At 70.4% G+C, this 26,337-nt stretch carries 19 protein-coding genes; 9 read left to right on the forward strand and 10 right to left on the reverse strand.

What is annotated here, in order from left to right:
• Positions 1 to 65: 65 nt before the first annotated feature.
• Entirely contained in the window at positions 66 to 5,555 is a 5,490-nt protein-coding gene (locus ACZ303_RS09080) for an SDR family NAD(P)-dependent oxidoreductase (protein ID WP_467336639.1), read from the reverse strand.
• Between the two features lie 416 nt (positions 5,556 to 5,971).
• Here ACZ303_RS09080 and ACZ303_RS09085 point away from each other — a divergent pair, with 416 nt between their 5' ends.
• The 3 genes from ACZ303_RS09085 to ACZ303_RS09095 all read left to right on the forward strand — a co-directional run bounded on the left by ACZ303_RS09085 (position 5,972) and on the right by ACZ303_RS09095 (position 13,223).
• Positions 5,972 to 6,805, forward strand: a complete 834-nt coding sequence (locus ACZ303_RS09085) for a hypothetical protein (RefSeq protein ID WP_467336641.1) — start codon at positions 5,972 to 5,974, stop codon at positions 6,803 to 6,805.
• A gap of 73 nt (positions 6,806 to 6,878) precedes the next feature.
• A complete protein-coding gene (locus tag ACZ303_RS09090) occupies positions 6,879 to 10,055 on the forward strand; it encodes a non-ribosomal peptide synthetase (protein WP_467336643.1) in 3,177 nt (1,058 codons plus the stop codon).
• A 333-nt stretch (positions 10,056 to 10,388) separates the two neighbouring features.
• Complete coding sequence (locus ACZ303_RS09095) at positions 10,389 to 13,223, forward strand: ATP-binding protein (RefSeq protein ID WP_467336645.1); 2,835 nt, start codon at positions 10,389 to 10,391, stop codon at positions 13,221 to 13,223.
• A 94-nt stretch (positions 13,224 to 13,317) separates the two neighbouring features.
• Here the strand turns inward: ACZ303_RS09095 and ACZ303_RS09100 are convergent, their stop codons facing one another.
• The 4 genes from ACZ303_RS09100 to ACZ303_RS09115 are packed head-to-tail and all read right to left on the reverse strand — an operon-like array spanning position 13,318 to position 16,908.
• Positions 13,318 to 13,950 carry a response regulator gene (locus ACZ303_RS09100; RefSeq protein WP_467336647.1) on the reverse strand — a complete coding sequence of 211 codons (633 nt, stop codon included), beginning with the start codon at positions 13,948 to 13,950 and terminating at the stop codon, positions 13,318 to 13,320.
• Positions 13,947 to 15,245, reverse strand: a complete 1,299-nt coding sequence (locus tag ACZ303_RS09105) for a sensor histidine kinase (RefSeq protein WP_467336649.1) — start codon at positions 15,243 to 15,245, stop codon at positions 13,947 to 13,949. The genes ACZ303_RS09100 and ACZ303_RS09105 overlap by 4 nt, the downstream gene beginning before the upstream one ends.
• Positions 15,203 to 16,057: an ABC transporter permease gene (locus ACZ303_RS09110; protein ID WP_467336651.1), complete on the reverse strand. Its 855-nt coding sequence runs from the start codon at positions 16,055 to 16,057 to the stop codon at positions 15,203 to 15,205. The genes ACZ303_RS09105 and ACZ303_RS09110 overlap by 43 nt, the downstream gene beginning before the upstream one ends.
• Positions 16,054 to 16,908, reverse strand: a complete 855-nt coding sequence (locus ACZ303_RS09115; protein ID WP_467336653.1) for an ABC transporter ATP-binding protein — start codon at positions 16,906 to 16,908, stop codon at positions 16,054 to 16,056. Before ACZ303_RS09115 ends, ACZ303_RS09110 begins: the two co-directional genes overlap by 4 nt.
• Positions 16,909 to 17,151: 243 nt before the next feature.
• On the opposite strand from ACZ303_RS09115, the gene ACZ303_RS09120 reads away from it, so the two are divergent.
• Positions 17,152 to 17,358 (forward strand): hypothetical protein, encoded by a 207-nt coding sequence (locus ACZ303_RS09120; RefSeq protein WP_467336655.1) that lies wholly within the window; start codon positions 17,152 to 17,154, stop codon positions 17,356 to 17,358.
• A 73-nt stretch (positions 17,359 to 17,431) separates the two neighbouring features.
• Here ACZ303_RS09120 and ACZ303_RS09125 read toward each other — a convergent pair whose 3' ends face one another.
• Both ACZ303_RS09125 and ACZ303_RS09130 read right to left on the reverse strand, forming a co-directional pair.
• Positions 17,432 to 18,718, reverse strand: coding sequence for a sugar transferase (locus tag ACZ303_RS09125; protein ID WP_467336657.1), 1,287 nt, complete (start codon positions 18,716 to 18,718; stop codon positions 17,432 to 17,434).
• Positions 18,719 to 18,801: 83 nt separating this feature from the next.
• Positions 18,802 to 19,332 carry an RNA polymerase sigma factor gene (locus tag ACZ303_RS09130; RefSeq protein WP_467336659.1) on the reverse strand — a complete coding sequence of 177 codons (531 nt, stop codon included), beginning with the start codon at positions 19,330 to 19,332 and terminating at the stop codon, positions 18,802 to 18,804.
• A 715-nt stretch (positions 19,333 to 20,047) separates the two neighbouring features.
• On the opposite strand from ACZ303_RS09130, the gene ACZ303_RS09135 reads away from it, so the two are divergent.
• Together ACZ303_RS09135 and ACZ303_RS09140 are read left to right on the forward strand one after the other, a co-directional pair.
• Complete coding sequence (locus ACZ303_RS09135) at positions 20,048 to 20,302, forward strand: hypothetical protein (protein ID WP_467336661.1); 255 nt, start codon at positions 20,048 to 20,050, stop codon at positions 20,300 to 20,302.
• Between the two features lie 798 nt (positions 20,303 to 21,100).
• Positions 21,101 to 21,646 carry a hypothetical protein gene (locus ACZ303_RS09140; protein ID WP_467336663.1) on the forward strand — a complete coding sequence of 182 codons (546 nt, stop codon included), beginning with the start codon at positions 21,101 to 21,103 and terminating at the stop codon, positions 21,644 to 21,646.
• Between the two features lie 172 nt (positions 21,647 to 21,818).
• On the opposite strand, the gene ACZ303_RS09145 is transcribed toward ACZ303_RS09140, so the two are convergent.
• The 3 genes from ACZ303_RS09145 to ACZ303_RS09155 form a co-directional block, all read right to left on the reverse strand.
• The gene (locus tag ACZ303_RS09145) at positions 21,819 to 22,325 is read right to left on the reverse strand and encodes a P-loop nucleotide/nucleoside kinase family protein (RefSeq protein WP_467336715.1); all 507 of its coding nucleotides are present in this window, start codon (positions 22,323 to 22,325) and stop codon (positions 21,819 to 21,821) included.
• A gap of 729 nt (positions 22,326 to 23,054) precedes the next feature.
• The gene (locus ACZ303_RS09150; RefSeq protein WP_467336665.1) at positions 23,055 to 23,813 is read right to left on the reverse strand and encodes a glycosyltransferase family 2 protein; all 759 of its coding nucleotides are present in this window, start codon (positions 23,811 to 23,813) and stop codon (positions 23,055 to 23,057) included.
• A 2-nt stretch (positions 23,814 to 23,815) separates the two neighbouring features.
• Positions 23,816 to 24,604 carry a GntR family transcriptional regulator gene (locus tag ACZ303_RS09155; protein ID WP_467336667.1) on the reverse strand — a complete coding sequence of 263 codons (789 nt, stop codon included), beginning with the start codon at positions 24,602 to 24,604 and terminating at the stop codon, positions 23,816 to 23,818.
• 625 nt (positions 24,605 to 25,229) lie between these two features.
• Between ACZ303_RS09155 and ACZ303_RS09160 the strand changes: the two genes are divergently transcribed.
• The 3 genes from ACZ303_RS09160 to ACZ303_RS09170 form a co-directional block, all read left to right on the forward strand.
• Positions 25,230 to 25,514, forward strand: a complete 285-nt coding sequence (locus ACZ303_RS09160) for a hypothetical protein (protein WP_467336669.1) — start codon at positions 25,230 to 25,232, stop codon at positions 25,512 to 25,514.
• On the forward strand, positions 25,514 to 26,161 hold the full coding sequence (locus tag ACZ303_RS09165; protein ID WP_467336671.1) for a GGDEF domain-containing protein: 648 nt from the start codon (positions 25,514 to 25,516) through the stop codon (positions 26,159 to 26,161). Before ACZ303_RS09160 ends, ACZ303_RS09165 begins: the two co-directional genes overlap by 1 nt.
• On the forward strand, positions 26,158 to 26,337 hold a 180-nt coding region (locus ACZ303_RS09170; protein ID WP_467336673.1), incomplete at its 3' end, for a hypothetical protein. The genes ACZ303_RS09165 and ACZ303_RS09170, both read left to right, overlap by 4 nt.

The following is a 26,337-nucleotide window of genomic DNA, read 5'->3' on the forward strand; positions in this document are numbered from 1 at the left end:
GACCTGCGGACTCACTCGGCCTCGGACGTGGGACGGGCGGGCCCCGGCACCGGCCGGGGCGCCGGTCAGAACTCCGACGACTGTCCGAGCGCCATCCGCACCAGCGCGTCGGCGTCCATCGAGTCGATCGATTCCTGTGCCTCGCCACTCCCTTGCACAACCGTTTCCTCCCGGTCGCCGTCGTCGACGGCCGCGAGGCGGCGCCCGTCCACGCCCGCGAGCTCCAGCAGGCTGTCGAGCAGCCCCGCCTCCCGCAGCCGCGTCAGCGGAATGGCCGCCAGCGCACCGCGGATCTCGGCCTCGGTCCCGGCCTCGCCGTCCTCCGGTACGAGCTCGGTGCGCAGGAATCCGGCGAGGGCGCGCGGCGTGGCGTAGTCGAAGATGAGGGTCGCGGGCAGCCGCAGCCCGGTCGCGGCCTGGAGGCCGTTGCGGAACTCCACGGCGGTCAGCGAGTCGAAGCCGAGCTCGTTGAACTCCCGTCCCGCGCCGACCCCTTCCGGCCCGTCGTGGCCGAGCACGGCGGCGGCACGTTCCCGTACGAGATCGACGAGCATCCGCGTCCCGGCGGCCTCGGGGAGCGCCCGCAGCCGCTCCCGCAGGTCCTCGGTCGACGGACCCGCCGCGGGCTGCCCGGTCCGGCGTGCCGGGGTGCGTACGAGCCCGCTGAGCAGCGCCGGTACGGGGCCGGCCGTGGCGGCCGTGCGGAGGTCGAGGCGGACGGGTACGCGCAGGCCCGGTGCCCCGGCGGCGCGGTCGAACAGGGCCCGGCCCTCGTCGGCGGTCAGCGGCCGCAGGCCGTCGCGGGCCATCCGCTTCACGTCCGCGTCGTCGAGTGCGCCGGTCATGCCTCCGCCGACCTGCTCCCACGGGCCCCAGGCCAGCGAGGTGCCGGGCAGGCCGAGGGCGCGGCGGTGGTCGGCGAGGGCGTCGAGGAAGGCGTTGGCGGCGGCGTAGTTGGCCTGGCCCGCGCCGCCCATGACGCCGGCCACCGACGAGAACAGCACGAACGCCGTCAGGTCCGTCCCGCGCGTCAGCTCGTGCAGGTGCCAGGCGGCGTCCGCCTTCGGCCGGAAGACGGTGTCGACGCGCTCATCGGTGAGGGAGCCGATGACGCCGTCGTCGAGGACGCCCGCGGTGTGCACGACGCCCGTCAGCGCGACGCCGTCCAGCAGTCCCTCCAGGGCCGCCCGGTCCGAGACGTCGCACGCGGCGATCCCGACCTCGGCGCCCAGGCCCACCAGTTCCTCGCGGAGCTCCTCCGCGCCGGGTGCGGCCGGGCCGCGGCGGCTGGTGAGCAGCAGGCTGCGGACCCCGTGCTCGGCGACCAGGTGCCGGGCGACGAGCGCGCCGAGACCACCGGTGCCGCCGGTGATCAGCACGGTGCCGGGCCGGTCCCAGGCGGGCGCGGCGGAGTCGGTACGGGCGGTCCGTGCGAGGCGCGGTGCCGAGGCCGTGCCCGTGCGCAGGGCGAGCCGCGGCTCTCCGGCGGCGGCCGCGGCGAGCAGGACGCGCTCGGAGGCGTCCGTACCGTCGGTGTCCACGACGACGAAGCGGTCGGGGTGCTCGGCCTGCGCCGAGGCCACGAGGCCCCGTACGACGGCCTGCGCCGGGTCGGCCACCTCGTCGGCCTCGCCCACGCCTTCCGCACCGCGTGTCACGAGGACCAGGCGCGATCCGGCGAGCGTCTCGGCCGCGAGCCATTCCTGTACGAGCGCGAGCGTACGGGCGGCGAGCCGGCGGCCCCGCTCGGCGGTGCCCTCCCCGGCCGACGCGGGCGCGACGGGAACGATCACGTATGCCGGGGCCTCACCGCTCGCGACGAGCCCGGCCAGGTCCGCGTGCGAACCGGCGCCCAGCGCCTCGGCCAGGCGGCCGTCACCGAGGACGGCACAGTCACCGGCGGCGGGCGAGGAGGGCAGCTCCAGCGCGTTCCAGTCGACGTGGAACAGCGCGTCCGCGACGGCGTCGGCGCCGAGCTGGGCGGCGGTGAAGGGGCGCAGCGTGAGGGAGTCGACGGTGGCGACGGGCTTGCCGTCGGTGTCGGTGAGGGCCAGGGCCACGGCGTCGCCGCGCGGCGTCACGCGGACGCGGAGCGCGGTGGCGCCGGTCGTGTGGAGGGTGACCCCGCGCCAGGCGAAGGGCAGTTCGGCCCGGCTGTCGTCCGTGCCGCCGTCGAGGCCGATGGTGTGCAGGCAGGCGTCGAGGAGCGCCGGGTGGAGTCCGTACGACGCCACGTCCGTGCCGTCCGGCAGGGCGACCTCGGCGAGGGTCGCCTCGCCGTGCGACCAAGCCGCCGTCACACCCTGGAAGAGGGGCCCGTAGACGAGGCCGGCGTCGGCGAGGCGGTCGTAGAGGTCCGCCACGGGCAGGGGCCGGGCAGCGGCCGGCGGCCACTGCGCCGCGAGGTCGGCCACCGGCTCACCGGCGCCGGGGGCGAGGACGCCCGAGGCGTGCCGCGTCCACGGCCGCTCGTCGTCCTCTTCGATCCGCGAGTGGACTTCGAGGGCCCGCCGGCCCGCGTCGTCCGCCTCGGCGACGACGACGCGCAGGCGGACCGCACCGCGCTCGGGCAGGGCGAGCGGGGATTCGAGGGTGAGCTCGTCGAGGAGGCCGCAGCCGAGCCGGTCGCCGACGCTCAGGGCGAGGTCGACGAGGGCCGTGCCGGGCAGCAGCGGCACACCGGCGACCGTGTGGTCGGCGAGCCAGCCGTGGGAGCGCAGCGAGAGGCGGCCGGTGAAGAGGTGCCCGTCGGGCAGTTCGGCGGCCGCGCCCAGCAGCGGGTGGCCGGGGGCGTCGAGGCCGGCGGCGGAGATGTCGCCGGGGCCGTCGGCGTCGCCGTCGAGCCAGAAGTGGCGGCGCTGGAAGGCATAGGTCGGGAGGTCGACGCGGCGGGCGCCGGTGCCCTCGTAGAAGGCGGTCCAGTCGACGGCGTGCCCGCTGACGTGGAGCCGGCCGACGGCGGCGGCCAGCGTCGCGGCCTCGGGGCGGCTGCGGCGCAGGGCGGGTACGAACACCGCGCTGTCGCCTTCGGCGCCCGTGTCGGGGAGGCAGTCCTGGGCCAGGCCGGTGAGGACGGCGTCCGGGCCGAGTTCGAGGTAGGTGCGGACGCCCTCGGCGTGCAGGGCGCGCACCCCGTCGGCGAAGCGGACGGCCTCGCGGACGTGGCGCACCCAGTACTCGGGCGACGTGAGGTCCTCGGCGAGGGAGCCGGTGACGTTGGAGACGACGGGGATGGTCGGAGCGCTGTAGGTCAGCGACTCGGCGACCGTACGGAAGTCGTCCAGCATCCCGTCCATGCGGTGGGAGTGGAAGGCGTGCGAGACCTTCAGGCGCTTGGTCTTGCGGCCCTGCGCCCGGAAGTGCTCGGCGACGGAGGCGACGGCCTCCTCGTCGCCCGAGATCACGACGGCGGAGGGGCCGTTGACCGCGGCGATGTCGACACCCGTGGTGATCGCGGCGCGGACCTCCGCCTCGGTCGCCTGAAGCGAAATCATCGCGCCGCCTGCGGGCAGGGCCTGCATCAGCCGGCCGCGCGCGGCGACCAGCTTCCCGGCGTCCGTGAGCGAGAGGACGCCCGCCACGTGCGCGGCGGCCAGCTCTCCGATCGAGTGCCCGGCGACGAAGTCGGGCCGGATGCCCCAGGATTCGGCGAGCCGGTACAGCGCCACCTCGATGGCGAAGAGCGCGGGCTGCGCGCTCTCCGTGCGGGCCAGCTGCTCGGCGTCGTCGAGGACCGCCGCGTCGAGGCCCAGCGCCTCGCACGCGGCGTCGAAGGCCGTGGCGAACGCGGGAAAGGTGGCGTGGAGCTCGCGGCCCATGCCGGCGCGCTGGGCGCCCTGGCCGGTGAACAGGACGGCCAGGCGGCCGCCTTCGCCGGCCCGGCCCTGTGCGGTGCCGAGGACGGTGGTGCCCTTGGCGAGGGCGGCGAGCCCGCGCCGGAAGTCCTTGGGGTGGGTGCCGGTCAGCACGGCGCGGTGTTCCAGGGCGGCGCGGCCGGTCGCCAGGGAGTAGGCGACGTCGAGCGGGTTCGGCGCGCCCGTACCGTCGTTCAGGTCGGCCGTGGCCTCGTTCAGGCGCGCGGCCTGGGCGCGCAGGGCGTCCTCGGTCTTCGCGGAGAGCACCCACGGCACGGCGGGCAGCGCCGCGCCGGCGTCGGCGGGCTCCGCCGCCGGGGCCTCCTCCAGGATCACGTGGGCGTTGGTGCCGCTGATGCCGAACGAGGAGACGCCGGCCCGGCGCGGCCGGTCCTCGGGCGTCGCCCACTCGCGGGCCTCGGTCAGCAGCTCGACCGCGCCCGCCGACCAGTCCACCTGGTCCGTGGGCGCGTCGACGTGCAGGGTCTTGGGCAGCACGCCGTTGCGCATCGCCATGACCATCTTGATCACGCCACCGACACCGGCGGCGGCCTGGGCGTGCCCGATGTTCGACTTCAACGAGCCGAGCCACAGCGGCTGGTCGTCCGCGCGCTCCTGCCCGTACGTGGCGAGGAGGGCCTGCGCCTCGATGGGGTCACCGAGCCTGGTGCCCGTGCCGTGGCCCTCGACCGCGTCGATGTCCGTGGCCGGGATGCGGGCGTCGGCCAGGGCCTGTCGGATGACGCGCTGCTGGGACGGGCCGTTGGGGGCGGTGAGGGCGGAACTGGCGCCGTCCTGGTTGATGGCGGATCCGCGCACCACGGCCAGCACGGGGTGACCGTTGCGGCGGGCGTCGGAGAGGCGCTCGACGAGCAGCATGCCGACGCCCTCGCTCCAACCCGTACCGTCCGCACCCGCCGCGAACGCCTTGCACCGGCCATCCGCCGCGAGCCCACGCTGACGGGAGAAGTCGATGAAGGTGTCAGGGGTCGTCATCACCGTCACACCACCGGCCAGCGCGAGGGTGCACTCACCCGAGCGCAGGGCCTGGATCGCCCAGTGCAGGGCCACCAGCGACGACGAACACGCCGTGTCCACCGTCACCGCCGGGCCCTCAAGACCAAAGGTGTAGGACACCCGGCCCGACGCCACACTCCCCAGACCACCATTGCCCAGGAAGCCTTCCAGGCCCTCAGGCACCACCCGCAGCCGGGACGCGAAGTCGTGGTACATCACACCGGCGAACACACCCGTACGGCTGCCCCGCAGCGAACCCGGCTCGATACCCGCCCGCTCGAACGCCTCCCACGACGCCTCCAACAGCAACCGCTGCTGCGGATCCATCGCCAGCGCCTCACGCGGACTGATCCCGAAGAACTCCGGATCGAACTCCCCCGCGTCATGCAGGAAGCCACCCTCGACCGTGTACGTACGACCCGCCGCATCCGGATCCGGGTCGTACAACCCCTCGACATCCCAGCCACGGTTCTCCGGGAAACGCGACACACCGTCCCGGCCACCCGCCACCAGATCCCACAGACCCTCAGGCGAGGACACCCCACCCGGATACCGGCAGCTCATCCCCACGATCGCGATCGGTTCGCGTCGGCGGTCCTCGGCGTCCCGCAGGCGGCGCTTGGCCTCGCGCAGATCGGCCGTCGCCCGCTTGAGATACCCGAGGAGCTTCTCTTCGCCCTCCATCTGCCGCCACGCCCCCACAATTCGCCGATCGGGATGCCATGAAGGCATCGGCCCGAGCCGGCCGGGATGAATTCACCCGTTGAATTCTTCACGTTGCGAACATGGCACTACGTGTAGAAGGGTAGACGCGACGCGGGTGCGCACCAACCCCTAACTCGCCCCTGCGGTCCCCCTAGTGAGTGCGAATCTCTTCCACCGAATCCCGTCCATTGGCAAGGCCCTGGAGGGGATATAGGGGTGACTAGGGGGCCCCTAGGGGTTTCTAGGCCTGCCTCCCACTTCTTACCCTTGACGCGCATTCTTAATCGAAGCCGCGTGCCATGAATTACGGTGCCCATAAATGTCGGCGCCATGCGGACCGGCCCGAGCAACCGGGCGACGGGCGGACCGGCGCCAAGCGAACCAAAGGGGGATTCGTGCACGATCTCGACGGATGGCGAGTGCACAGGAGCGGCACCTCGGGCGGGGTCGTGCTGGCCGTCGACTTCCCGATGACCGGGCGGTCGGAGGCGGGATTCGCCGAGTTCGCCCAGCTGCTCGACCCCTCCCTCGCCGTGTGGGAGACGCTGCCGCCGCCGGTCGGTGAGGGTACCCCGGCGACGGGCAAGGAGTTCGTCGACCAGTGGCTCGCCGATGTCCGCGCGAGCGACCTGGTCGTGCGCGGGCTGCTGAGCTTCTGCGCCGGCGCCGCCTATCTGGGCGCGCTCGCCGACGGCATCGCGCAGTGGCAGGACGCGGTGCCCCCGATCGTCATGATCGACCCGGAGGTGCCGGCCGCGCTCACGCTGAACTCGCACTTCCGGCGGGCGCTGGAGCAGTTCGCCGTGATGTACCCGGAGGAGCGGGCGGCCACGATGCGCGAGGAGGCGAACCGCCTGTACGCGGAGCTGGGTCACGACATCGACCTGCTGCTCCCCGCCGTCACCGGGATGTTCCGTGAGGTCGGCATGGAGTCGTTCGCGCACATCAACATCGATCCCCGGCACGGCGCGGGTCTGCTCGACGCGTTCGACGCGTTCGCCAAGTACGTCGTCGGCGGCTCGCAGCTGGACGCCACGCGCGGCTGGGACCGGGGCGTGGCCCTTTCCTCGAACACCCCTACCAATGGGCTGAACCTCCTGCCGGAGGCGAACCGTGCGGGCGCGGTCGGCGAGGAGATCCGGTTCGACATCGCGCACGTCGAGATGCTGGGCAACTCCGAGATCGCCGCGAAGGCGAACGAGCTGCTGGCCGGCGCCGCGCGCGCCTGAAGCGGGCCGCGCCGAAATCGAGTCGGGCCGAGTGGGGCCGGGAAGCCGAGTGAGAGGAACCGGGATGCAATACGTGGCCGAGAATGACGGGCGCTCCGCGACGGGCGGGCCGGCGACCGTCCCGGCGGGACGCAAGGAAGAGGCGCTGTGGCTGCTGGAGCGCTTTGTTCCGGGCACCGGTGTCAATAACCTCTCGCTCGCCTTCCGGGTGGCGGGCCGATTGCGTCCGGAGGTTCTCCAGGAGACGCTTTCGTTTCTGATCCGCCGGCATGAAGTGCTGCGGACGGCTTTCGTCGCGGACGGCCTGACGCTCGCGAAGCGGGTACTGGACGCCGACGAGGCGAAGGTCCTGGTGACCGATGCGGAATTGCCCGCCGACAGCCTCGGCGACGATTCCTCCTCGCTCGCTCTGGACGCGATTCTCACCCGGTACGTCGGCTCCCCCTTCGCCATGGACGGCGGGCCCCTGCTGCGCGCCCAGCTGTTCCGGGGCCCGCAGGACGACGTGTTCTGCATCGCGCTGCACCACCTCGTCTTCGACACCATCTCCGCGTCGACGCTGCTCGGCGAATTCGCCATGGTCTACGGCGCGTTGGCGGCCGACGAGGAGCCCCACGAGGCGCTGAGCGAGGTCGTACCGGCGGCTCAGGACGTCGAGCCGACCGACCGCAGCCGCCGCTTCTGGCGCAAGCAGCTGCGCGACTTCGGCGCCGTGCAGCCCCGGCTGTGGCTGGGTGCCGACGCGGGTGACGAGCCGGACCTGGTCGGCGCCACGATCACCCGGCCGCTGCCGGACGAGGCCGTCGCCGTCGTACGCCGGCTGCAGGAGGAACTCCGCGCGCCCGAGGCCGTGGTGCTGCTCGCCGTCTACTACCTGCTGCTGACGCAGCACGGCGCGGGCCCCGACCTGGTGGTCGGCTCGCCGGTGAACAGCCGTCGGCCGGAGGACGCCGCCGCCATCGGCTACCACGTCAATGTGGTGCCGCTGCGGCTGCGCGTCGACCCGGAGCAGGGCTTCGCCGATCTCGTGCGCAAGGCCCGCAGCGTGTTCATCAACTCGATCTCGCACGCCGACGTGCCGGTGGACTCGCTGCTGCTGGACGTCGACCGGGCCGACGCGGCGGGCTGGCGCAACACCCTCTTCCAGCACGTCTTCAACTACGTGCCGGGCGTGGGCACGGAGGAGTTCGTCCTCGACGGGATGCGGGCGTGGTTCCAGCCCGTGGAGAACGGCTTCAGCAAGTTCGACCTGGAGTTCTTCGTCCTGCCCTCGGAGGACGGCATCCGGCTGCGGACGGCGTACCACACGGGCGCGTTCGCGCGGGACGAGGTCGAGGCGCTGATCGGGCGGTACGAGTCGCTGCTCGTCGCCGTCGGCGCCGATGTGGAGCGGCCGGTCGGTGAGCTCTCCGCGTGGAGCACCGCCGACCGTGCGGTGATCGACGGCGCGCACCGCGCCGGGCCCGTGGGTTCGGTGGCCGGCGTGCCGGAGGCCGTGGCCGAGCGGGTGCGCAGCACCCCGGAGGCCGTCGCGGTCGTCGACGGCGACCGTGAGCTGACGTACGGGCAGTTGTGGGCGGCGGCCGAGGCCAACCGGGAGCGGCTGGCGGCCGCCGGGCTCGGCCGGGGCGACGTGGTCGCGGTGGCCGCGTCGCGCGGTGCCGAGCTGGCGGCGGCGACGCTGGGCGTGTGGCTGGCGGGCGCGGCGTATCTGCCGGTCGACCCGGAGCACCCCGAGCAGCGGATCGCCTACCAGCTGTCGGACTCGGGCGCGCGGGCGGTCCTGCTGGGCCCGGGCGTCGAGCTCACGGCGGGGCCGGGTGTGGTCGTGGCGCCGATGGCCGTCGTCGGGGAATCCGGCGAGACGTCGGACGCGGTGGCCGTCGTGGACGCCTCGGACCTGGCCTATCTGATCTACACCTCGGGTTCGACGGGCCTGCCGAAGGGCACCCTGCTCACCCACGGGAACCTCGCCAACCTCGTCGAGCACTTCCGTGAGGAGCTGGGCGCGGGTGCGGGCGAGAGCACGCTGTGGCTGACGACGTTCACGTTCGACATCTCGGCGCTGGAGCTGTTCCTGCCGCTGGTGACGGGCGGACGGCTGGTCGTCGCGCCGGACGAGGCGCGTACGGACGGCACGGTCCTGGCCGGGCTGCTGACCTCGTACGACGTGGGCATCGTGCAGGCGACGCCCACGACGTGGCGGCTGGTCGCGGAGGCGGCCGGTGCGGTGCTGGCGGGCCGGCGGGTGCTGTGCGGTGGCGAGCCGCTTCCGGTGGCGCTGGCCCGGCGGCTGGCGGCCACGGGCTGTGTGCTGCGCAATGTCTACGGCCCGACCGAGACCACCATCTGGTCGACGTCGGGGCTGGTCGGTCAGGACGTGGAGCGGGTCTCCGCGGGCCGGCCGGTGCGTGACACCCGGGTGTTCGTGACGGACCCGGCGGGCCGGGAGCTGCCGGTGCTGGTACCGGGTGAGCTGTGTGTGGCCGGTGGCGGTGTGGCCGCCGGGTATCACGGGCGGCCGGCGCTGACGGCGGAGAAGTTCGGCGAGCACACGTCGTACGGGCGGTTCTACCGCACCGGCGACCGCGCGCGCTGGCTGGCGGACGGCACGGTGGAGGTGCTCGGCAGGGTGGACCGGCAGATCAAGCTGCGGGGCGTGCGGATCGAACTCGGCGAGCTGGAGGCCGTGCTGGCCGGGCATCCGGCGGTACGGGCGTGTGCCGTGGTCGTCGCGGGTGACGCCGGTGGCGACGGCGTGCTGGTCGCGTTCGCCGAGTCGGCGGCGGGCGAGGAGCTGGCGGAGGAGCTGTGGCGGCACGCGTCGGCCACGCTGCCGCGGGCGTCGGTGCCGCAGGAGTTCGTGGTGGTGGAGTCGTTGCCGACCAACGCCAGCCAGAAGGTGGACTATCCGGCGCTGACGCGTACCGCCGCGGAGCGGCTCGCCCGGGCGGGAACCGAGGACGGCCCCGCGGGCGTCCCCGCTTCCGCGGACGCCGCTCCCGAGGACGCGCTCGTGGCGGACCTCATGGGTCTGTGGGGCGAGGTCCTGGGCCGCGACGGCATTACGCCGGACACGAACTTCTTCACCCACGGCGGCCATTCGCTGCTGGGCGTGAAGCTCGTGCAGCGGTTGGAGGAGACGGTGCACATCACCCTGAAGTTGGCGCAAATCTTCTCTTACCCGACACCTTCGACGCTTGCGGATTTCATCCGCGTGAGCACCGCTCGGGCGAGCGGCAGAAGCTGACCAAGATTTTATCTTGAACCCTGAAGCAAATGAGGGGCCGACGAGGAAACTCGCGGCCCCTCTCTTGCTATGCCCGGGCGCGGCCATATGCGGCCTGAAGTGCAGGTTTCGGACTCCTGACGGACCGTCATTCATTCCCCAGAACGCCGGAATCCGGTCCTCCACTTGCTTGTTGCAACAGATCGCACCAGAGGTGGAGCATGGGATAGGTTTGAGTCACAACGGGGACTGAGTGCATTTCAGGACACCGTATGGGCAAAGGACTTCCCAAGAAATGGTAAACGGACTGCCCATACGGTGCTGCGGTGCGCTCTCGAAGGGGGCAAGAGCTGCATGGCATTCGTCGAGCGGTGTACGGAGATGGCACGCCTGCAGGAACTGTTCGCGCAATCGGAACAGGGCAGGGCACAGATAGTTCTCATCAGCGGCGCCGTGGCCAGCGGCAAGACCGAGCTGCTGCACACATTCGCCGAAGAGGCGGTCCACGCGGGCGCGCTGCTGCTGACGGCGACCGGATCGCGTGACGAGAGCGGCCTCGCCCTCGGCGTCATCGGACAGCTGTTCCACACCGGCGACCTGCCGCAGGAGCTCGACCACCGAGCGACCGCCCTGCTCAACCAGAGCGTCCAGCACCAGGCCGACCCCGACCAGGAACCGGCCACCCTCCAGCAGACCTCCGCGAAGGTCGCCCGCGGCCTGAGCGCCATACTGCTCGAACTCGCCGCCGACCGCACCGTCGTCATCGGCATCGACGACGTGCAGTACGCCGACGGGCCGTCCCTCCAGTTCCTGCTCTACCTGATGCGGCGCCTGACCAACGGCCGCCTCATGGTCGTGCTCAACGAATGGGCCGTCTCCCGCCCCTCGCACCCCACCTTCCACGCCGAGCTGCTGCGCCAGCGCAACTGCCACCGCATCCAGCTCCACCCGCTCTCCGCCCAAGGCGTCCGGGAGCTGCTCACCGAGGTCACCGACGAGGAGACCGCCGGGCGCCTGGCCCCCGCGTACCACCGGGTCAGCGGCGGCAACCCGCTGCTGCTGCGCGGACTCGTCGAGGACGGCATGATCCGCCTGGCCGGTGGCACCGAGGCGCTGTCGACTAACCCGATCACTGAAGAATCGTTCCATCAGGCGGTGTTCGCCTGCCTCTACCGCTGGGACGCCGACACCATCCGGATCGCCCACGGCCTCGCCATGCTGGGTCAGTGGGCCACGTCCCCGCTGGTCAGCGCCCTCATCCAGGTCAAGGCCGAACGCGTGGAGCAAGGCGTCGCCGATCTCTCCCGCTCCGGCCTCCTCGCCGACGGCCGGCTCCGCCACCCCGCCATCGGTGACACCGTCCTCGGCACCATCGGCATCGATGAACGGACCCGCCTGCACCTCCGCGCCGCCGAGCTGCTGCATGACAACGGTGTCCCCGAGGTCGAGATAGCCGAGCACCTCGTCGCGGCCGGCCAGGTCCACGACCCGTCCGGCGTCGCCACCCTGCGCAACGCCGCCGTCCAGGCGCTCGCCGAGGACCGCGTCGACTTCGCCGTCGAATGCCTCACCCTCGCCTGCCTGTCCTGCTCCGACGAGCGGCAGCGCGCCGCCCTCACCCTGACCCTGACCCGCCTGGAGTGGCGCAGCCGGCCCTCCGCCGCCGCCCGGCACCTCACCTCGCTCACCGCCGCCCTCCTGGCCGGCCACCTGGAGCGCGGTGACGCGGTCACCCTCGTCGGCTACCTCCTGTGGCACGGCCGGGCCGACGAGGCCCGGACCGTCCTGCGGTGGCTCGACGGCGACGCCGGCACCCCCGGCCCGCGACCCCTCACCGACCCGTACCACCCCGGTCACCTCCAGCCCTGGATGCACCTGAGCCGGCCCGGCGCCCCGCAGGACCTGCCGAAGGACGGCCACCGCGGCATGCCCGGCCACGTCGGCGCCACCGCCGCCGCCGCGCTCACCTCCGCCCTCTTCGAGGGGCCCAGCGAGAAGGCGATCGGCTGGGCCGAGCAGGTCCTGGCCGACTGCACCCTCTCCGACAGCACCGTCTGCGCCGTGCAGTCCGCCCTCTACACGCTGATCCACTGCGACCGGGCGGACAAGGCCGCGCCCTGGTGCCATGTCTTCATCGCCGAGGCCCGGGCCAGGCAGGCCACCACCTGGGAAGCGCTGCTCAAGGGCGTACGCGCGGAAGCGGCGCTGCGCCAGGGCGATCTGCCGGGCGCGGCGATGTGGGCCGAGGAAGCACTGGCCCTGATCTCGCCGCGCAGCTGGGGCGTGGCCGTCGGCGGGCCGCTGTCGGTGCTGCTGCTCGCGCAGACCGCGATGGGCCGGCACGACGACGCCGCCCGGCTGCTGCGGCACGTCGTACCGGACGCGATGTTCGAGACCCGGTTCGGGCTGAAGTACCTGCACGCGCGCGGCCACCACCACCTGGCCACCAACCGGCTCCAGGCCGCGCTCGCCGACTTCCGGCGGTGCGGCGAGCTGATGCGGGAGTGGTCCCTGGACCTGCCCGCGCTGGCGCCCTGGCGCAGCGACACCGCCCGCGTCCAACTCGCCCTGCACCAGCGCGAGGCCGCCCGGGAGCTGATCGCCGAGGAGCTGGCGCTGCCCGGCGCGGCCGGTGCCCGGACCCGCGGCATCGCGCTGCGCGTGCTCGCCGCGGCCCGTGACCTCAAGCAGCGGCCGCTGCTCCTGCGCGAGGCCGTCGACCTGCTCCAGGCGTCCGGCGACCGCGTGGAGCTCGTCCGCGCGCTGGCCGGCCTCAGCCGGGCGCACCACGGCCTCGGCGAGTTCAACCGGGCCCGGATGATGGGCCGCCGGGCCCTTCAGGTGGCCCAGGACTGCGGCGCCGAGGAGCTGTGCCGGCAGCTGCTGGCCGGCCAGGACATGGCGGACGGCGCCGACGGCCCGGAGGCGGACCACGAGGCCGACAGCGCCGAGGCGCTCAGCGACGCCGAGCGGCGCGTCGCCGCGCTGGCCGCGATGGGGCACACCAACCGGGAGATCGGCAGCAGGCTCTACATCACGGTCAGCACGGTGGAGCAGCACCTGACGCGGGTGTACCGGAAGCTGGACGTGACCCGGCGCACGGATCTGCCCCTGCGCCTGAAGGACGGCGATTACAGCTTTCCGCAGCAGGTGACGGCCGAGAGGTGGCCGGTGGGGGCGGAGGCGTAGGCGTAGCCCCCACCACGGTCCTCAGTCCGTCGAGGTGACGGCCGAGAGATGGCAGGTGGCCGGCGGCGCGGAGGCGTAGGCCCCCGCACGGCCCTCAGTCCGTCGACAGCAGTCGGAACTGCATCGCGCGGGTGACGGCCGCCGTGCGGTCGGAGACGCCGAGCTTGCCGAAGGTCCGCAGCAGATGGGTCTTGACGGTGCTCTCGCCGATGAACAGGCGGCGGCCGATCTCGGAGTTGGTGCAGCCCTCGGCCACCAGCCGCAGCACCTCCAGCTCCCGCTGCGAGAGCTGCGGCCGGTCCGGCTCGCCGCCGCGCAGCCGGGACACCAGCGCCGCCGCCACCGTCGGGGCGAGCACGGTCTCGCCGCGTGCGGCCGCCCTGATGGAATCGGCGAGGTCGCCGCTGGAGGCGTCCTTGAGGAGGTAGCCCGCGGCGCCGGCCTCGACGGCGCGCAGGATGTCGCGGTCGGTCTCGTACGTGGTCAGGACCACGACGCGGATCTTCGGGTGGGCGGCCCGGATCTGCCGGGTGGCCTCCACGCCGTCGCCGCCGGGCATCCGCAGGTCCATCAGCACGATGTCGGGCTCCAGCCGGGCGCAGAGGGCGACGCCCTCCGGCCCGGACGAGGCGCCGCCGACGACGTCCAGGTCGGGATGGACGTCGAGCATGCCGCGCAGGCCCTCCCGTACCACGGGGTGATCGTCGACGAGCAGGATCCGGATCATCGGTTGGTCTCCTGGAGCGGTGCGGGGCGGTCGGTCGCGTCGGGGCAGGACGCCGCGGTCAGCCGTACGGTCAGCCGGGTGCCCTCGCCTGGCGCGCTGGTCAGCTCCGTGGTGCCGCCGATCTCCGAGACGCGGGCGCGCATGCCGGGCAGGCCGTAGCCCTTGCCGGGGGCGGTGGGGCTGAAGCCGCGGCCGTTGTCCCGGACGGTCAGCTCCAGGCCCTGGACCGTGTGGGCCAGGGACAGCTCGACGCGGGTGGCGTGCGCGTGCTTGCGGATGTTGGACAGCGCCTCCTGGGAGGCGCGCAGGGCCACCACCTCGACGGCGGGCGGGAGCTCGCAGGGGGTGCCGGAGACCTGGACGTCCACGTCGATGCCGAGCTCCTCGGCGAGCCGCTCGCCGAGGCGGCGCACGGCCTCGTCCAGCGAGCTGTCGTCGAGCTGGGCGGGGGTGAGGGAGGCGACGAGGGAGCGGGACTCGGCGAGGTTCTCGCGGGCGGTGCGCTGCATCAGATCGACATAGCGGCGGGCCTGCTCGGGGTTGCGTTCCAGCTCGCCCTCCAGCGCCTGGCAGAGCATGACGAGGCTGGTGAAGCCCTGCGCGAGGGTGTCGTGGATCTCCCGGGCGAGCCGCTCGCGCTCCAGCAGGGCGCCGTGCGCCACCGAGAGGCGGGTCAGCTCCTCGCGGCTCTCGTCGAGGCGGCGGATCAGCTCGGCGCGCTCGGTGCTCTGGACGACGATGGACTCCACCCAGCCGCCGATGGCCAGCGAGGACCCGGCGACGACGACGGCGATCAGCACGGTGCGCAGCAGGTGGCCGGGCTCGTCCCACATCAGGACCGTCCAGCCGATGAGCGGGGCGATGTTGTAGACCAGCAGGAAGACCATCGCCCGCAGCCGGGAGAGCAGCATGTACGACAGCGGCGCCAGGGCGACCATGGTGACGGACGCCTCCTGGGCCAGGATCGCCGCCGGGGTGTAGAGCACGGCCATGCCGGCGCAGAAGGCGAAGGCGCGCCGGGAGTTCTCCGGGTCGCGGTGGAGCGCGGGCCGCCCGACGGCCACGTACAGCGGTACGGACAGCAGCAGCCAGCCGTTCATCAGCCAGACCCACAGGCCGGGGCCGTGCGAGAAGGCCACGAACAGCTCCGCCACCACCAGGGCGACACCGAAGTGGAAATCCCACAGCCGAGCGTTCCGCAGCCACGCGTGGGTGGCTCGGGCGCTCGGCTGCGGGGCCGCGGAGGGCACGGTCATCCGTCGCGCCGGCCCTTCCAGCGGAATGTCGTCAGGCACAGAATCAATCCTCCGATGCACCAAGCGCCCAGGACGAGGGCGACCCGGCCGAGCTCCCAGTCTCCGGCCTGCTCCAGCATCTTCGCCTGGTCGGGCAGGAAGACCGCACGGAAACCCTGGCACATCCACTTGAGCGGGAAGAACGCGCCCACGTTCTGCATCCACCCGGACATCGCGTTGATCGGGATGTAGACGCCGGAGATGAACTGGATGACGAGGAAGGGCAGGGTGACGATCGGGGTCGCGCTCTTGGAGTCGCGCGGCACGCTGCTCATCGCTATGCCCAGCAGCGAGCAGGCGATCAGGCCCAGCAGCAGCACCCAGGCGAAGGTGAACCACTTGGCCGGGTCGGAGGGCAGCTCCAGGCCGAAGAAGGAGACGCCGACGGCGAGCAGCAGCAGCGTCTCGGAGACGCCGGTCGCCAGGACCAGCCACAGCTTGCCGAAGAAGAACGAGCTGCGCGGGATGGGCATGGCCGCCAGGCGGCGCAGGTTGCCCTCGTCGCGCTCGGTGGCGATGCCGATGGCGATGGCCTGGAAGCTGGTCGACATCAGACCGGCGCCGAGCATTGCGGCCACGTACAGCTGGGAGACGGTGATCCCGGCGCCCTCGACCTTGTCGTGGAAGATCGACGCGAACATCGTCATCATCATGATCGGCAGGGCGAAGGTGAAGACCACGGCGCCCGGGTTGCGGAAGAAACCCTTGATCTCCAGGCCGCCGCGGAGCAGACCGAGACGGAACGCCCCGGGGAGCTTGCCGCTCCCGGCGTGCGGTTGCGCGGCGGTGGCGCCGGCGAAGGACTGGGTCATGCCGCTGTCTCCTGCTGCTTGATGAGGCCGAGGTAGATGTCTTCGAGGGAGGGGCGGCTGATCGTCAGCTCGGGGATCTCACCCTTGAAGTACGCCGCGAGCTCGGTGACGACTGTGGTCGGCGAGTCCGTGCGGTGCTCCATGGGCCCGTCGGCGCCCAACCAGGAGACCGTGGCCTGCGCGACGGCGCGCCCGCCGAGGGTGGCCGGGTCGCCCTCCGCGACGACCTTGCCCTTGACGACGACGGCCAGCCGGTCGGCGAGCGCCTCGACCTCGTCGAGGTAGTGGGAGGTGAGCACGATGCTCGTCCCGTCGTGGGCGAGGGACCGGATCAGGTCCCAGAACTGGCGTCGGGCCGCCGGGTCGAAGCCGGTGGTCGGCTCGTCCAGGAACAGCAGCTCGGGGCGGCCGATGACGCCGATGGCGACGTCGACGCGGCGGCGCTGACCGCCGGAGAGCCCGCCCACCCGGGCGTTGGCCTTCTCGGTGAGGCCGACGAGGTGGATGATCTCCTCGGGGTCGCGGGGGTTGGGGTAGTACTGCGCGAAGTGCCGTACGGTCTCGGCGACCGTCAGCTCGCCGGCGACGACCTCGTTCTGCCAGACGATGCCGATCCGCGACTTCCAGCGCCGCGAGGGGCGGCCCGGGTCCTCGCCGAGCACGTCCACCTCGCCGGCGTCGCGCTTGCGGTGGCCTTCCAGGATCTCCACGGTGGTGCTCTTGCCCGCGCCGTTCGGCCCGAGGATGCCGAAGATCTCGCCCCGTCGGATGTCCAGGTCGAGACCGTCGACGGCGACGTGGTCACCGTAGGTCTTCCGCAATCCCCGCACCCGCACTGCTGTTTCTGCCATACCCCCAGCCTGTCGGCCCGGGAGGCCGGGCGGTACGACCGAGGGGACAGTCCTGTGTCCACCATCCGGTGGACACGGACGGCCGGTCGCGGCGCGGGACTGATCGCGGACGCGGGGCCGGTCGCACGCATCCGCGGGTTCGCGTCACTCACTTGCGAAAAGGGAAACACAAGCGGTTGGGGGCCGGCCAGGGCCCGTCACCGCCGTCCGAATTCCTCTGTGCGGGTCGAAGAAAGGCTGTCCATGGCAATGAACCGTCGCGGTACGAACGGTAATTCTCCGCGCTGGAAACTCACCCCCACCTCCGTCGGAGCTGCTTTCGGTTCCGTCACCGCGGGCGTCAGCGGCGCCTATGTGACGACCGGCTCGGTGCTGGTCACCTGTGTCGCCGGCGGCCTCGGTCTGGCTGTCGTGATGCTGCTGCTGGCGGTGTTCCTGGTCGCTCGCTGAACCGGGAAGTCCGGGGCCGGTGGCCGCTGTGCGGCGGCCGCCGGCCCCGGAGCCGACTCCCGGAGCCCCGGTCTCACTGCCAGACGGCGACCTTGACGAGGCGCTCCTCGGGGACGTTCCACCAGAGCAGCGGCGAGGTGTCGGGGGCGAGTGCGCGGACGGCCGGAGTGCCGCCGGTCGCGCCCTCGACACCCTGCTCCAGCGCGCGATATGTGGTGAACGAATTGGAACTGAACAGCATTTTGAAGATGAGGCGGGCCGTTCCCCACGCCGACAGGGAATCGTAGAAATCCCGGTCGACCATCACGCGTTGCGGCACGACCACGTCGAGGTAATGCCGCCACACGTCGGAGCCCGGCAACAGCTCGTCGTCCGGGTGGTCGTAGTCGTCCCACAACGGCCCCGCGATTCCCGGCCGGTAGGAGAAGATCCAGCGGCATTGCTGGGGATACGAGGCGGCCATCGCCGGATGTTCGGCCGGTGGTCCCAGCAGGGTGACGTCGCCGCGGAAGAGGTTCCACAACCGCGGCAGGGTCTCCAGGCCGAGTTCCTCCAGGAACGTGCCCAGGCGGGTCAGCTCCCCCGACCGGCCCCGGGTCCGGAAGTCGTACAGCTGGAAGATCCGGCCGCCCGCGCCGACCCGTGGATGCCGCACGAGGGCCGGGCCGCGCGAGGTGAGCCGGATCCATGAGTACACGATCGCCAGCATGGGCAGCGCCGACCAGAGCAGTGTGGCGCCGACAGCGACGTCCAGGGCGCGCTTGCTCCTGCGCATCGGCGTCTTCGGGCTCTCGGGCACCGGAGGGTCGCCCTTCGGCGCACCTTCCTCCTGGAGCCGGGACAGCGCCTCGGGCTGAAGGCTGTCGGGCCGGTGCTCGCGGAGGTCCCGCAGCTGGATCACGGTGAACACGGTGGTCGAGACGATCACGCCGAGGACGGCTGACGGAATCATCGCCTGGCCCCATCTGGGGACGCCGTGGCCGGGCAGGGCCACCACGGCCAGGGCCACCATCGTCACCAGCAGCACCCCGAGCCCGAGATAGCACCACCACCGCCGGAGGCGGCCCCTGCGGGCCGCCTCCGGCAGGGCCTCGCGGCCGCGCCGCGCCGCCGTCGCGCCCCCCTCGCCGGGGGCCGGGCTCAGGAACTCCTGTAGGCCGGCGCTGCCCGACCGGTGGTCGCGGAGCACGGCCCGGCGAGCGGCCTCGATCTTGATTTCGAGCAGCTTGCGCTCCACCGCCTGGTCGGTGATCTCCGCCGCGAGTCCGGCGTCGAAGGCGTCCTTGAACTCCTTCAGCCGCCGGTCGGCCGCCCCCTTGACCGGATCACTGATCAAGGCGTACCCGTCGATAGGGGTCAACAGATCCCGGATATTCCCATCGATTCCTTTTCCGACACTTTCATCGAATCCCTCATCGACGCCGTCGTTGCCGTAGGTGCTCATTACTCCTCCTCACCATGCGTGTCAGCTGTCGCGTGACTCTCCTGCAGAATGCCGGCCAGCTTGGCTCTCGCCGATCGCAAATTGGACCTGACCGTCGCCGGAAGATCGCCGGTGATCTCGGCGATTTCGGAAGGGTTGAAACCGTCGTAGGTATAGGCGATGACCTGGCGCTGTTTGTATCCGAGATTCCGCATCAGGGCGAGAACGGCCTCCTCGTCCGCACGCGACGGCGCCTCGTGTCCGGGAAGCCCCGCACCGACCGCCCAGCCGCCCTTGAGCGCTCGCTTCGGGGCGTCCAGATCACGGGCCGTCGACCGCAGAAAGTGACGCTCGGCCGCCTTGCGCACCCACGCGAAGGGGTGGGTGATCTCGGCCCAGGACTCCAACGCCTTGATCATCGCGGCGGACGCGGCGTCCTCCGCCTCCTCCTTCGTGGCGCCGATGAACCGGAGAAAACCGATCAACTTCCGGTAGTCCGACCGAAAGAACCTGTCGAATTCATTCCCGTCGGGGCCCCTGCGGTGCTGCACGAGATATCCCTCCTCAATCGGCACTCGCTGCCGATGCAGAGGAGTGGCACAAGGAAGGGTCAACGTGTGATGCGAGCCGGAACTATATCCAGCACGTCGCATAAATCTGTATTCGGCTCCGTCGACCATGGAAAACCGATCAGCCGGATCCCCCCGATCCGTCAATGCGTTCGAACTTCGCCCCATGGCGACGACCCCCGTCCGGGCCCGCACAGGCAGCTGACAACGAGACCCGCACATGGCCTTCCCTCTTCGGAACGGCAACCGAACACGAACAGACGACCGACCCTGCCATCCCCCCGGAACGCCCCCCGTGAGCGCTCCGACGAGCCGGTGTCCGTCGCCTTCACCCATGAGTGCCGCGAAGCCCCCGGAACGTGCAGCGTCCTCCCAACTTTTTTGTCGGACCTCCACGAGCACGCCCCGGGAACCGCACAGGGCGGGGGGGGGAAGCGCCGCGATCTACGGCTCGCAGGGGGACTCGCGGGGGGACTCGCAGGGAAAAGGTCCGCATCGGTTGACACACCGCCCGCACGGGCGGCGGACCAGGGGGCGCCCCTCACGGGGCGGCGCACGTCCAGCCGATGGGGTGGACGCGTGGGCCCACGGGCATAGACCGCCCCGGCACCGGGGACCGGTGGGTGACGTCACCCCGTACCCGCGCCGCCCCGCGAGCCCGCCCGGCTGCTGGGCTCCGGACAGACAGGAGAGCTACGTGCTGGAAGACGCAAGCCAATCGCTGCTGCAACCCTTTCTGGATCTGCTCACTCCGGAGAACAAGGCCAAGGTGCAGAGCTTGCCGCTGGACAAGCAGGAAGACCTCGCGAACAGATGGCTGTCGGGAGAGGGGCAGCTAGGCGGTGTCGTGTCCGCCGCTCATGGGGACTTGGCCAAGAGCCCGGAGGTCCTCACTGGGGAGTCGGATGCCACGAAGAAGACCCGGGCCAATAACCTCGCAGAGGCCATTTAGGCCAACGGTGATCGGCGGCACGAGCCCCCCACTCGTTGCCGCCTGTCCGGGTTGCGCCGCATCGGCGACACCTTCATGCCCCGCCCCGAACCGGCAACTGAGACCAGGGACAGCCGCACGGCCCTCGCTCAGCGCCGCCGCCGCGTCCGGTAAAAGCAAAAGCCCCAGGTCACGGCGAGTGAGTCCTGAGGCTTCTACAGAGCCGCCTTCGGGATTCGAACCCGAGACCTACGCATTACGAGTTGTCCGATCTTGGTCCGGGGCCGTTCGTCGGCGTCCGCGAAGCAGGCTTTCTTCCTGGTCAGGGAGGTCCACGGACTTCAGTGGACACCGGTGGACGGTGTTGGACCGAGCACCAAATGAGACTGCAACTGAGACTGGCCCTGAACGTTCGCACGCTAGCGACGACGTACAGAGGAAGACCGAGCCAGCAGATTTACAGTGGGCCGAACCTGCCTCGCTTGACCTGGCCGAATGGGTCATCAGTCCCCTCTCTGGGGACACCTGGGGACACCTGGGGAACCGCGAACTCAGATCACCTCGCGTGATACGCCCAAAAGCCGCGCCACGCGGGGCACGTCCGTTAGGTCGGTCCGACGGGACACAGCCCGGCATCGACACCCGCAAGGCCCCTATCAGTAAAGCTGATCATGGAATCGGCGCGGTGGAGGAAGGAGGGCGTGCCCTCGACGGCGGGATGACGTCCATGCGTCAGCCGGGTCGGGCACTGCGGGCACGAAATCACTCGAATAGATCTACCGGCGTGCGGTGCACCTCTGTTCGACCTATACACATGTCATGACGAACGATGTCGAGGCCGATGGCAATGGCGAGGCGGCCCCTAAGGCGGAAGCCAACCCTCGGTGGGTTGCGTGGGCAGCGCTTGGTGGTGCCCTCATCGGCGCACTGACCGGTCTTGCTGGCAGCTTGCTTGTCTACAAGCAATCCGAGTACACCCGAGACGCGGCTGCGGACCAGCGGACGTCCGACATTCGCCGCACTGCGTACTCCGACCTTGTGAATAGCGTTCAGACTTTCAGGACTGAGATCGGCGGTTATTCAAACCTACTCAATGAGGGAACGCCGCAGAACGAGGCACTCAGCCAATTTAACAACAAAGTCGTTCCGGCCCACAATAAGTTGCAACAGGCACAGTCTTTGGTGCGACTCGTCGGCACGGAATCCGCTCGCGCCTCGATCAAGCAAATCATCGCCGCCGAAGATAAAATGGAGAGTATCCTTTCCCAGGATACCGTCGATGGGAATAAGTTCGACGCTGCGATGACAGAACTCGTGAAAGCCGTCGATGCTTTCGTGAACAAGGTTGACGAAGAGACCATCTAACAACGCCTGATACAGTGAGCCGAGTTGTCGATGGGTGATGAGGCAGCAGGCGATTTTGAGGAACGCTTCGCTGCGACACTCAAGCACCCTGACGGGCGCCTACATCAGCTGGCGGGAGTCGGCTGGTCAACCCGTCGATGCACACAGTCGCTCGTACGCGACCAGTAGTGCGTCAGGGCCGAGAGGCTTCCACGGCCGCGATCACGTCCGCCGTTTCACCCTCGTAGAGGATGTGCTTTTCGTCTGCCTGAGGGGGGATGAACCGGGTTCGGTACCGCTGGAGATCGCTCTCTGAGACGTAGATCGAGTTGGGATCGTCCGCGTGGAACTCGTAGCGCTTGCTGATCCTCGCCCAAAGCTCTTCGTGGCTTGCTGCGAGATACACGAGCACCGGGGTGACGCCAGCGTCGGTGGCGATTGCTCGCCACCTAGCCCGATCCTCAGGCGTCCAAAAGCCGTGGTCGACCACAACATCGCGCCCCGCCTTGAGTTCTTCCCTGAGTTCATCCGCCACGTCGTCGAGGACCGGCCGTTCAAGGGCGGGGAAGGTGCCTCGGGGAAAGTCCACTCCATACACGCCTTGTCGGCGGTACATCTCTTCATCCGGGCACAGTCGTACGAATCCACGCTCTGTGAGTTGTCCCGATCTTGGTCCAGGGGCGTCCGCCGCCGCCCACAGCCGCCGCCCCTTCGCAGCTCAGACGCCCCGGCGGACCATGCCGGACGTCGGCGAACAGCAGGGGACCGGCGGACAATCGAGACCCGAACTGGACCGAGCATGGCCGGACCAGAACCGACACGATCGCGCCCCATGGCCGTTTTCACGGGGTGCTCGCGGCGAGCCATCGCGCAACCGTCCGGACGGTGTCCTCGTCGGCATCGCCAACCAGGCGCACAACGGCGGCGTGGTCCGCAGCCTCCAGCTTGGTAATCCCCGCGGCGGCCAGAGCGGCCATCAACACCTGATGCCGACGGTCCCTCAGCCGCTCTTCGCGAGCACTTCGCAGAGGCTCCTCCACCACAGGAGACGCCTGCGACGCCGACCCCTCTGGCGGAGGCTCGCTAATGGACTGGAGGTGCTGCCAAGCGCTACCGCCGTCGATCGGACCCCACACTTCGTATCGGGCCGCCTCACCTCGCGAATGGAGGGTCTGAGTCATCGCGGCCACGGCGTGATCCACGGCGCTCCGCGCGTTCGATTCAGCAGCGACTTTCCAACCTGATGTTGGCCGGTAGAACAACGCCACGAACCGTGGGTCCCCTGCGGGTGGGATCGACATCCGCATTCCCGTTCCCATCAGATCGCTCCCTTCAGCGCTCACGGATGCACTGAGCGTAGCGCCCGACCTGATGGACCGTCAGGAGTAGGCACGCGCCGCTTGCTTAGCGCGGACGATCACGGGTTGGTCTACCCAGCCTCGAAACGCCAACCTTCGAGACTCGCCAGCACTTGAGCCCTGGCCTCCACGACGGCCATGCGCGCCATGCGCTCACCTTCGTGGACGTGGGCGGCCTGGTTCGTGACCTGGCCAGGCCACTTGCGATACAAGAGGCCAGTGTCGGCCGTGAACCAACCGCGGCTTACCGCACTCAGCGCCAAGAGCAGCCCTGTGTCTTCGGACGCCGGTAGGGCCATCCAGCCGCCGAGGGCAAAGAGCAGATCGCGGCGGACGAACAACGTCGCAGGGTGCACCTGCGCGCGGAAGTCGTGCGCCTTCCAGTGCTGGAGTACAGACCCTCGGTCGATAACCCCTTCGGGTGGGTCTTGGTCGAACCCGACGGTGGAGCCGTCGGGCAAGAGATCCAGCACCCGAGACGTTGCCCAACTCACTCCGGGGTGGACCGTAAGGGCCTCCAGGTCACGAGCCAGCACGCCCGGGGTGAGCATGTCGTCCGCGTCCAGCACCTTGACGTACGCGCCCTCAGCACGCGAGAGAGCCATCGTGCGTGCGACGCCGGCACGTCCTGGGCGGCCCTGCCCGAAGCTGATGCGCGGATCGTCGGGGACGTGTGGCGCGACAGCATCGGTCTCGCCATCTTCTTGGATGATCCATTGCCAGTCCCACCCATCGGGCATCTGCTGCTCGACCAGCGACTTGTAAGCGGCTGGGAGGAACTCGGCACTCGGCGCGTGAACCGCTGTTATGACCGAGACGAGATTGGTCATGCTCACCACCTATCCAGGGGAGTCGTGAAGGCCAGTTCCGTACGGTCACCAGGCAACGTCACGTCGGCTACCTCCACCACTCGCCCGTTGATGTCGATCGAAGTCTTCCGGAGAATCATCACCGCGACACCCGCAGTGAGGCCAAGTTCCTCCATCTCCTCCACCGTGGGCGGTCGGGCCGTGATGCGTTCCACCACGCGCTCCAGCTCGATGCCGACGGTGTGCAACTGGCTCTGCGTACCACCTGGCCATGGCTCGTTCGCCTGGTCAAGCAGGTCAGGGTTGGGCGAGACGAGGTCGTAGACAAGGTATGAGTGCACGAGGTTGAACGGCGCGTCCTCCTCGCTGTATCGAGTCCGATAGGCCCGCTCCAGCAACCGCGATCCCACAGGGAGGCCGAACGCTTCCGCAAGGTCGTCGTTCGCTTGCGTCTCGCGGTATTCAGCGTGAAAGACAAGGTCAGACACCGTGAGTCCGGTGTCATGCTCAGTGGCTCCGGTCGCCTGTCGCTCCGCCAGGGAGCCCCGTACCCGATCTTTCTCCCACTGATGACGCTCGTTGGTTCGCTTCACGACCCGCCTCGGCCTGCGGACCATGTTCCCGCGTCCGTGGCGCTTCTCGATCAACCCTTCCGCTTGCAGCACGCCGAGAGCCTGCCGCACGGTCGGCAGACTCACTCTGTACTGCTCGGCGAGCGCGGTCTCCGCCTGGAGGCGATCCCCCGGGCTGAGCTGACCTGCACGGATGCGCTGACGTAGCTCATCCGCGATCTGTTCGTATCGCTTGGCCATGCGGTGCTCACCATCCCTGGTTCTTGGGCGGACACAGCATAAGTCCTCAAGAGGTGTTGACGACTGCACCCTAAGCCCGCCATAGTCTCCTCAACTCCTCTTGAGGAGTTGAGGAGATGACCTCTTAGTGAGCGTCTCACCCTCTCCTCTTATGCCCGTCTGCACCGACGGAGCTGACCCGCAATAGCGCCCGGAGGCCCTCGTGAGAGAGGCCGAAGGAAGCGCCTGTTTATTGAGAACTCAACAGAGTGCTTGACCCAGCCACATGCACACGTGTGGTCGATGGGTGCGGGCCATCCATCCGTATCGGACGGGATGGCCTGCCCGGATCTGCCCCCTTGGGGCAGTGACTGGCATTGCCGGATCTGCCCTCGCCGGGCGGTGACTGGCACTCACTGCTGTCAAGCCTCAGAACCTGTTACGGACCCGTGAGCCTGTGCCAAGCACCAGTGCTCACGATCCCCGGCACCTCCACCGCACCGGTTGCGGATAGGCGGTGCCGAGGGTCGTGGCCGCTCGTGTGAACGAGACGGCAGGCAAAGAGCCCCACGCACGCCCGGGCGGTCGCTTCTCACCACAAGACCGCGCCCGCCCGGTTCTCCGTCCCTGCAACGTTTGGAGATCCATGCGTACGTTCATCGGCGGCCATGAGGCCGTCACGGTCGACGACTTCCTCGAACTGGCCTTAGGTACCCCGCCGGATCTGTGGCTGGGCGTTGAAGGCGAGAGCAAGGAGGAGCGGTCCGCGCGGCTGGACGCGGCGCGCGACATCATCGGCGATGACCCGGGCCTGTACGACCGGGTCACGCGGATCGCCGCGACGCTCATCAAGAACCGCACCCCGCACCTGTTCCACCCGGCCAATAGCCGTCCCGTGATCGGCTGGGCAAGCGGGAGCGAGGCGGCGTGATGGACACGATCACTTCACTGTCCGCGACGGCCGGCCCGCTGCTGGCCGGCTGGTCCGTCCACGCCGCACTACTGTTCCGCCGCGCCCGTCACGCCCGGCTCGACCCGCTGACCAACCTGCCCGGCCGTGACCTGTTCACCCGCTCCGCCCGCCGTGACCTGCGAACCCCGGGCGCGGTGGTGGTCATGCTGGACCTGAACGGCTTCAAGGACGTCAACGACAACTGCGGCCACGCCGCGGGGGACGCGGTCCTGGCCACGGTCGGTGCCCGTTTGCAGAAGTGGGCGGACCTGCGTAAGGGGACCGCGGGGCGGCTGGGCGGGGACGAGTTCGCCGCCACCGCCCTGATCCCCGACCCGAGGGCGCTTCCCATCGAGCTGAGCGGCCTGCACCTCGCCCTCAGGCAACCGGTGCCGTTCCGCGGCAAAGAGCTGCTGACCAGCGCCTCCATCGGTGCACACCCCATCGCCTTTCACGCCCCCTCCCTGGATGTCGCGCTGCGGCGGGCGGATGAGGCGATGTACGCGGCGAAACGTGCGGGTGGCGGCTGGCAGATCTCTTACGGCCCGGTGCCGGAGATGACCACCACCAACGGCCGCCGCACCGGGCGCCCCGGCACCGCGCCCCGCGCCGGAGGTGCCCGATGACGGCCCTGCGCCACCGCCTCTACCGCCGTCTGCACCCGCGCTCCTACCGGGCGGGGCAGCTGGCGGAGCAGCGGCATCAGCTCTACGACCCGCCGGTGCCCGCCGAGTACCCCGGCGCCGTCGACGGGCGTCTGGACTCCGACGGGGCGCTCGGCATCGGGGCGGACGTCGCGCTG

This window comes from Streptomyces sp. NPDC023527 (assembly GCF_055560115.1).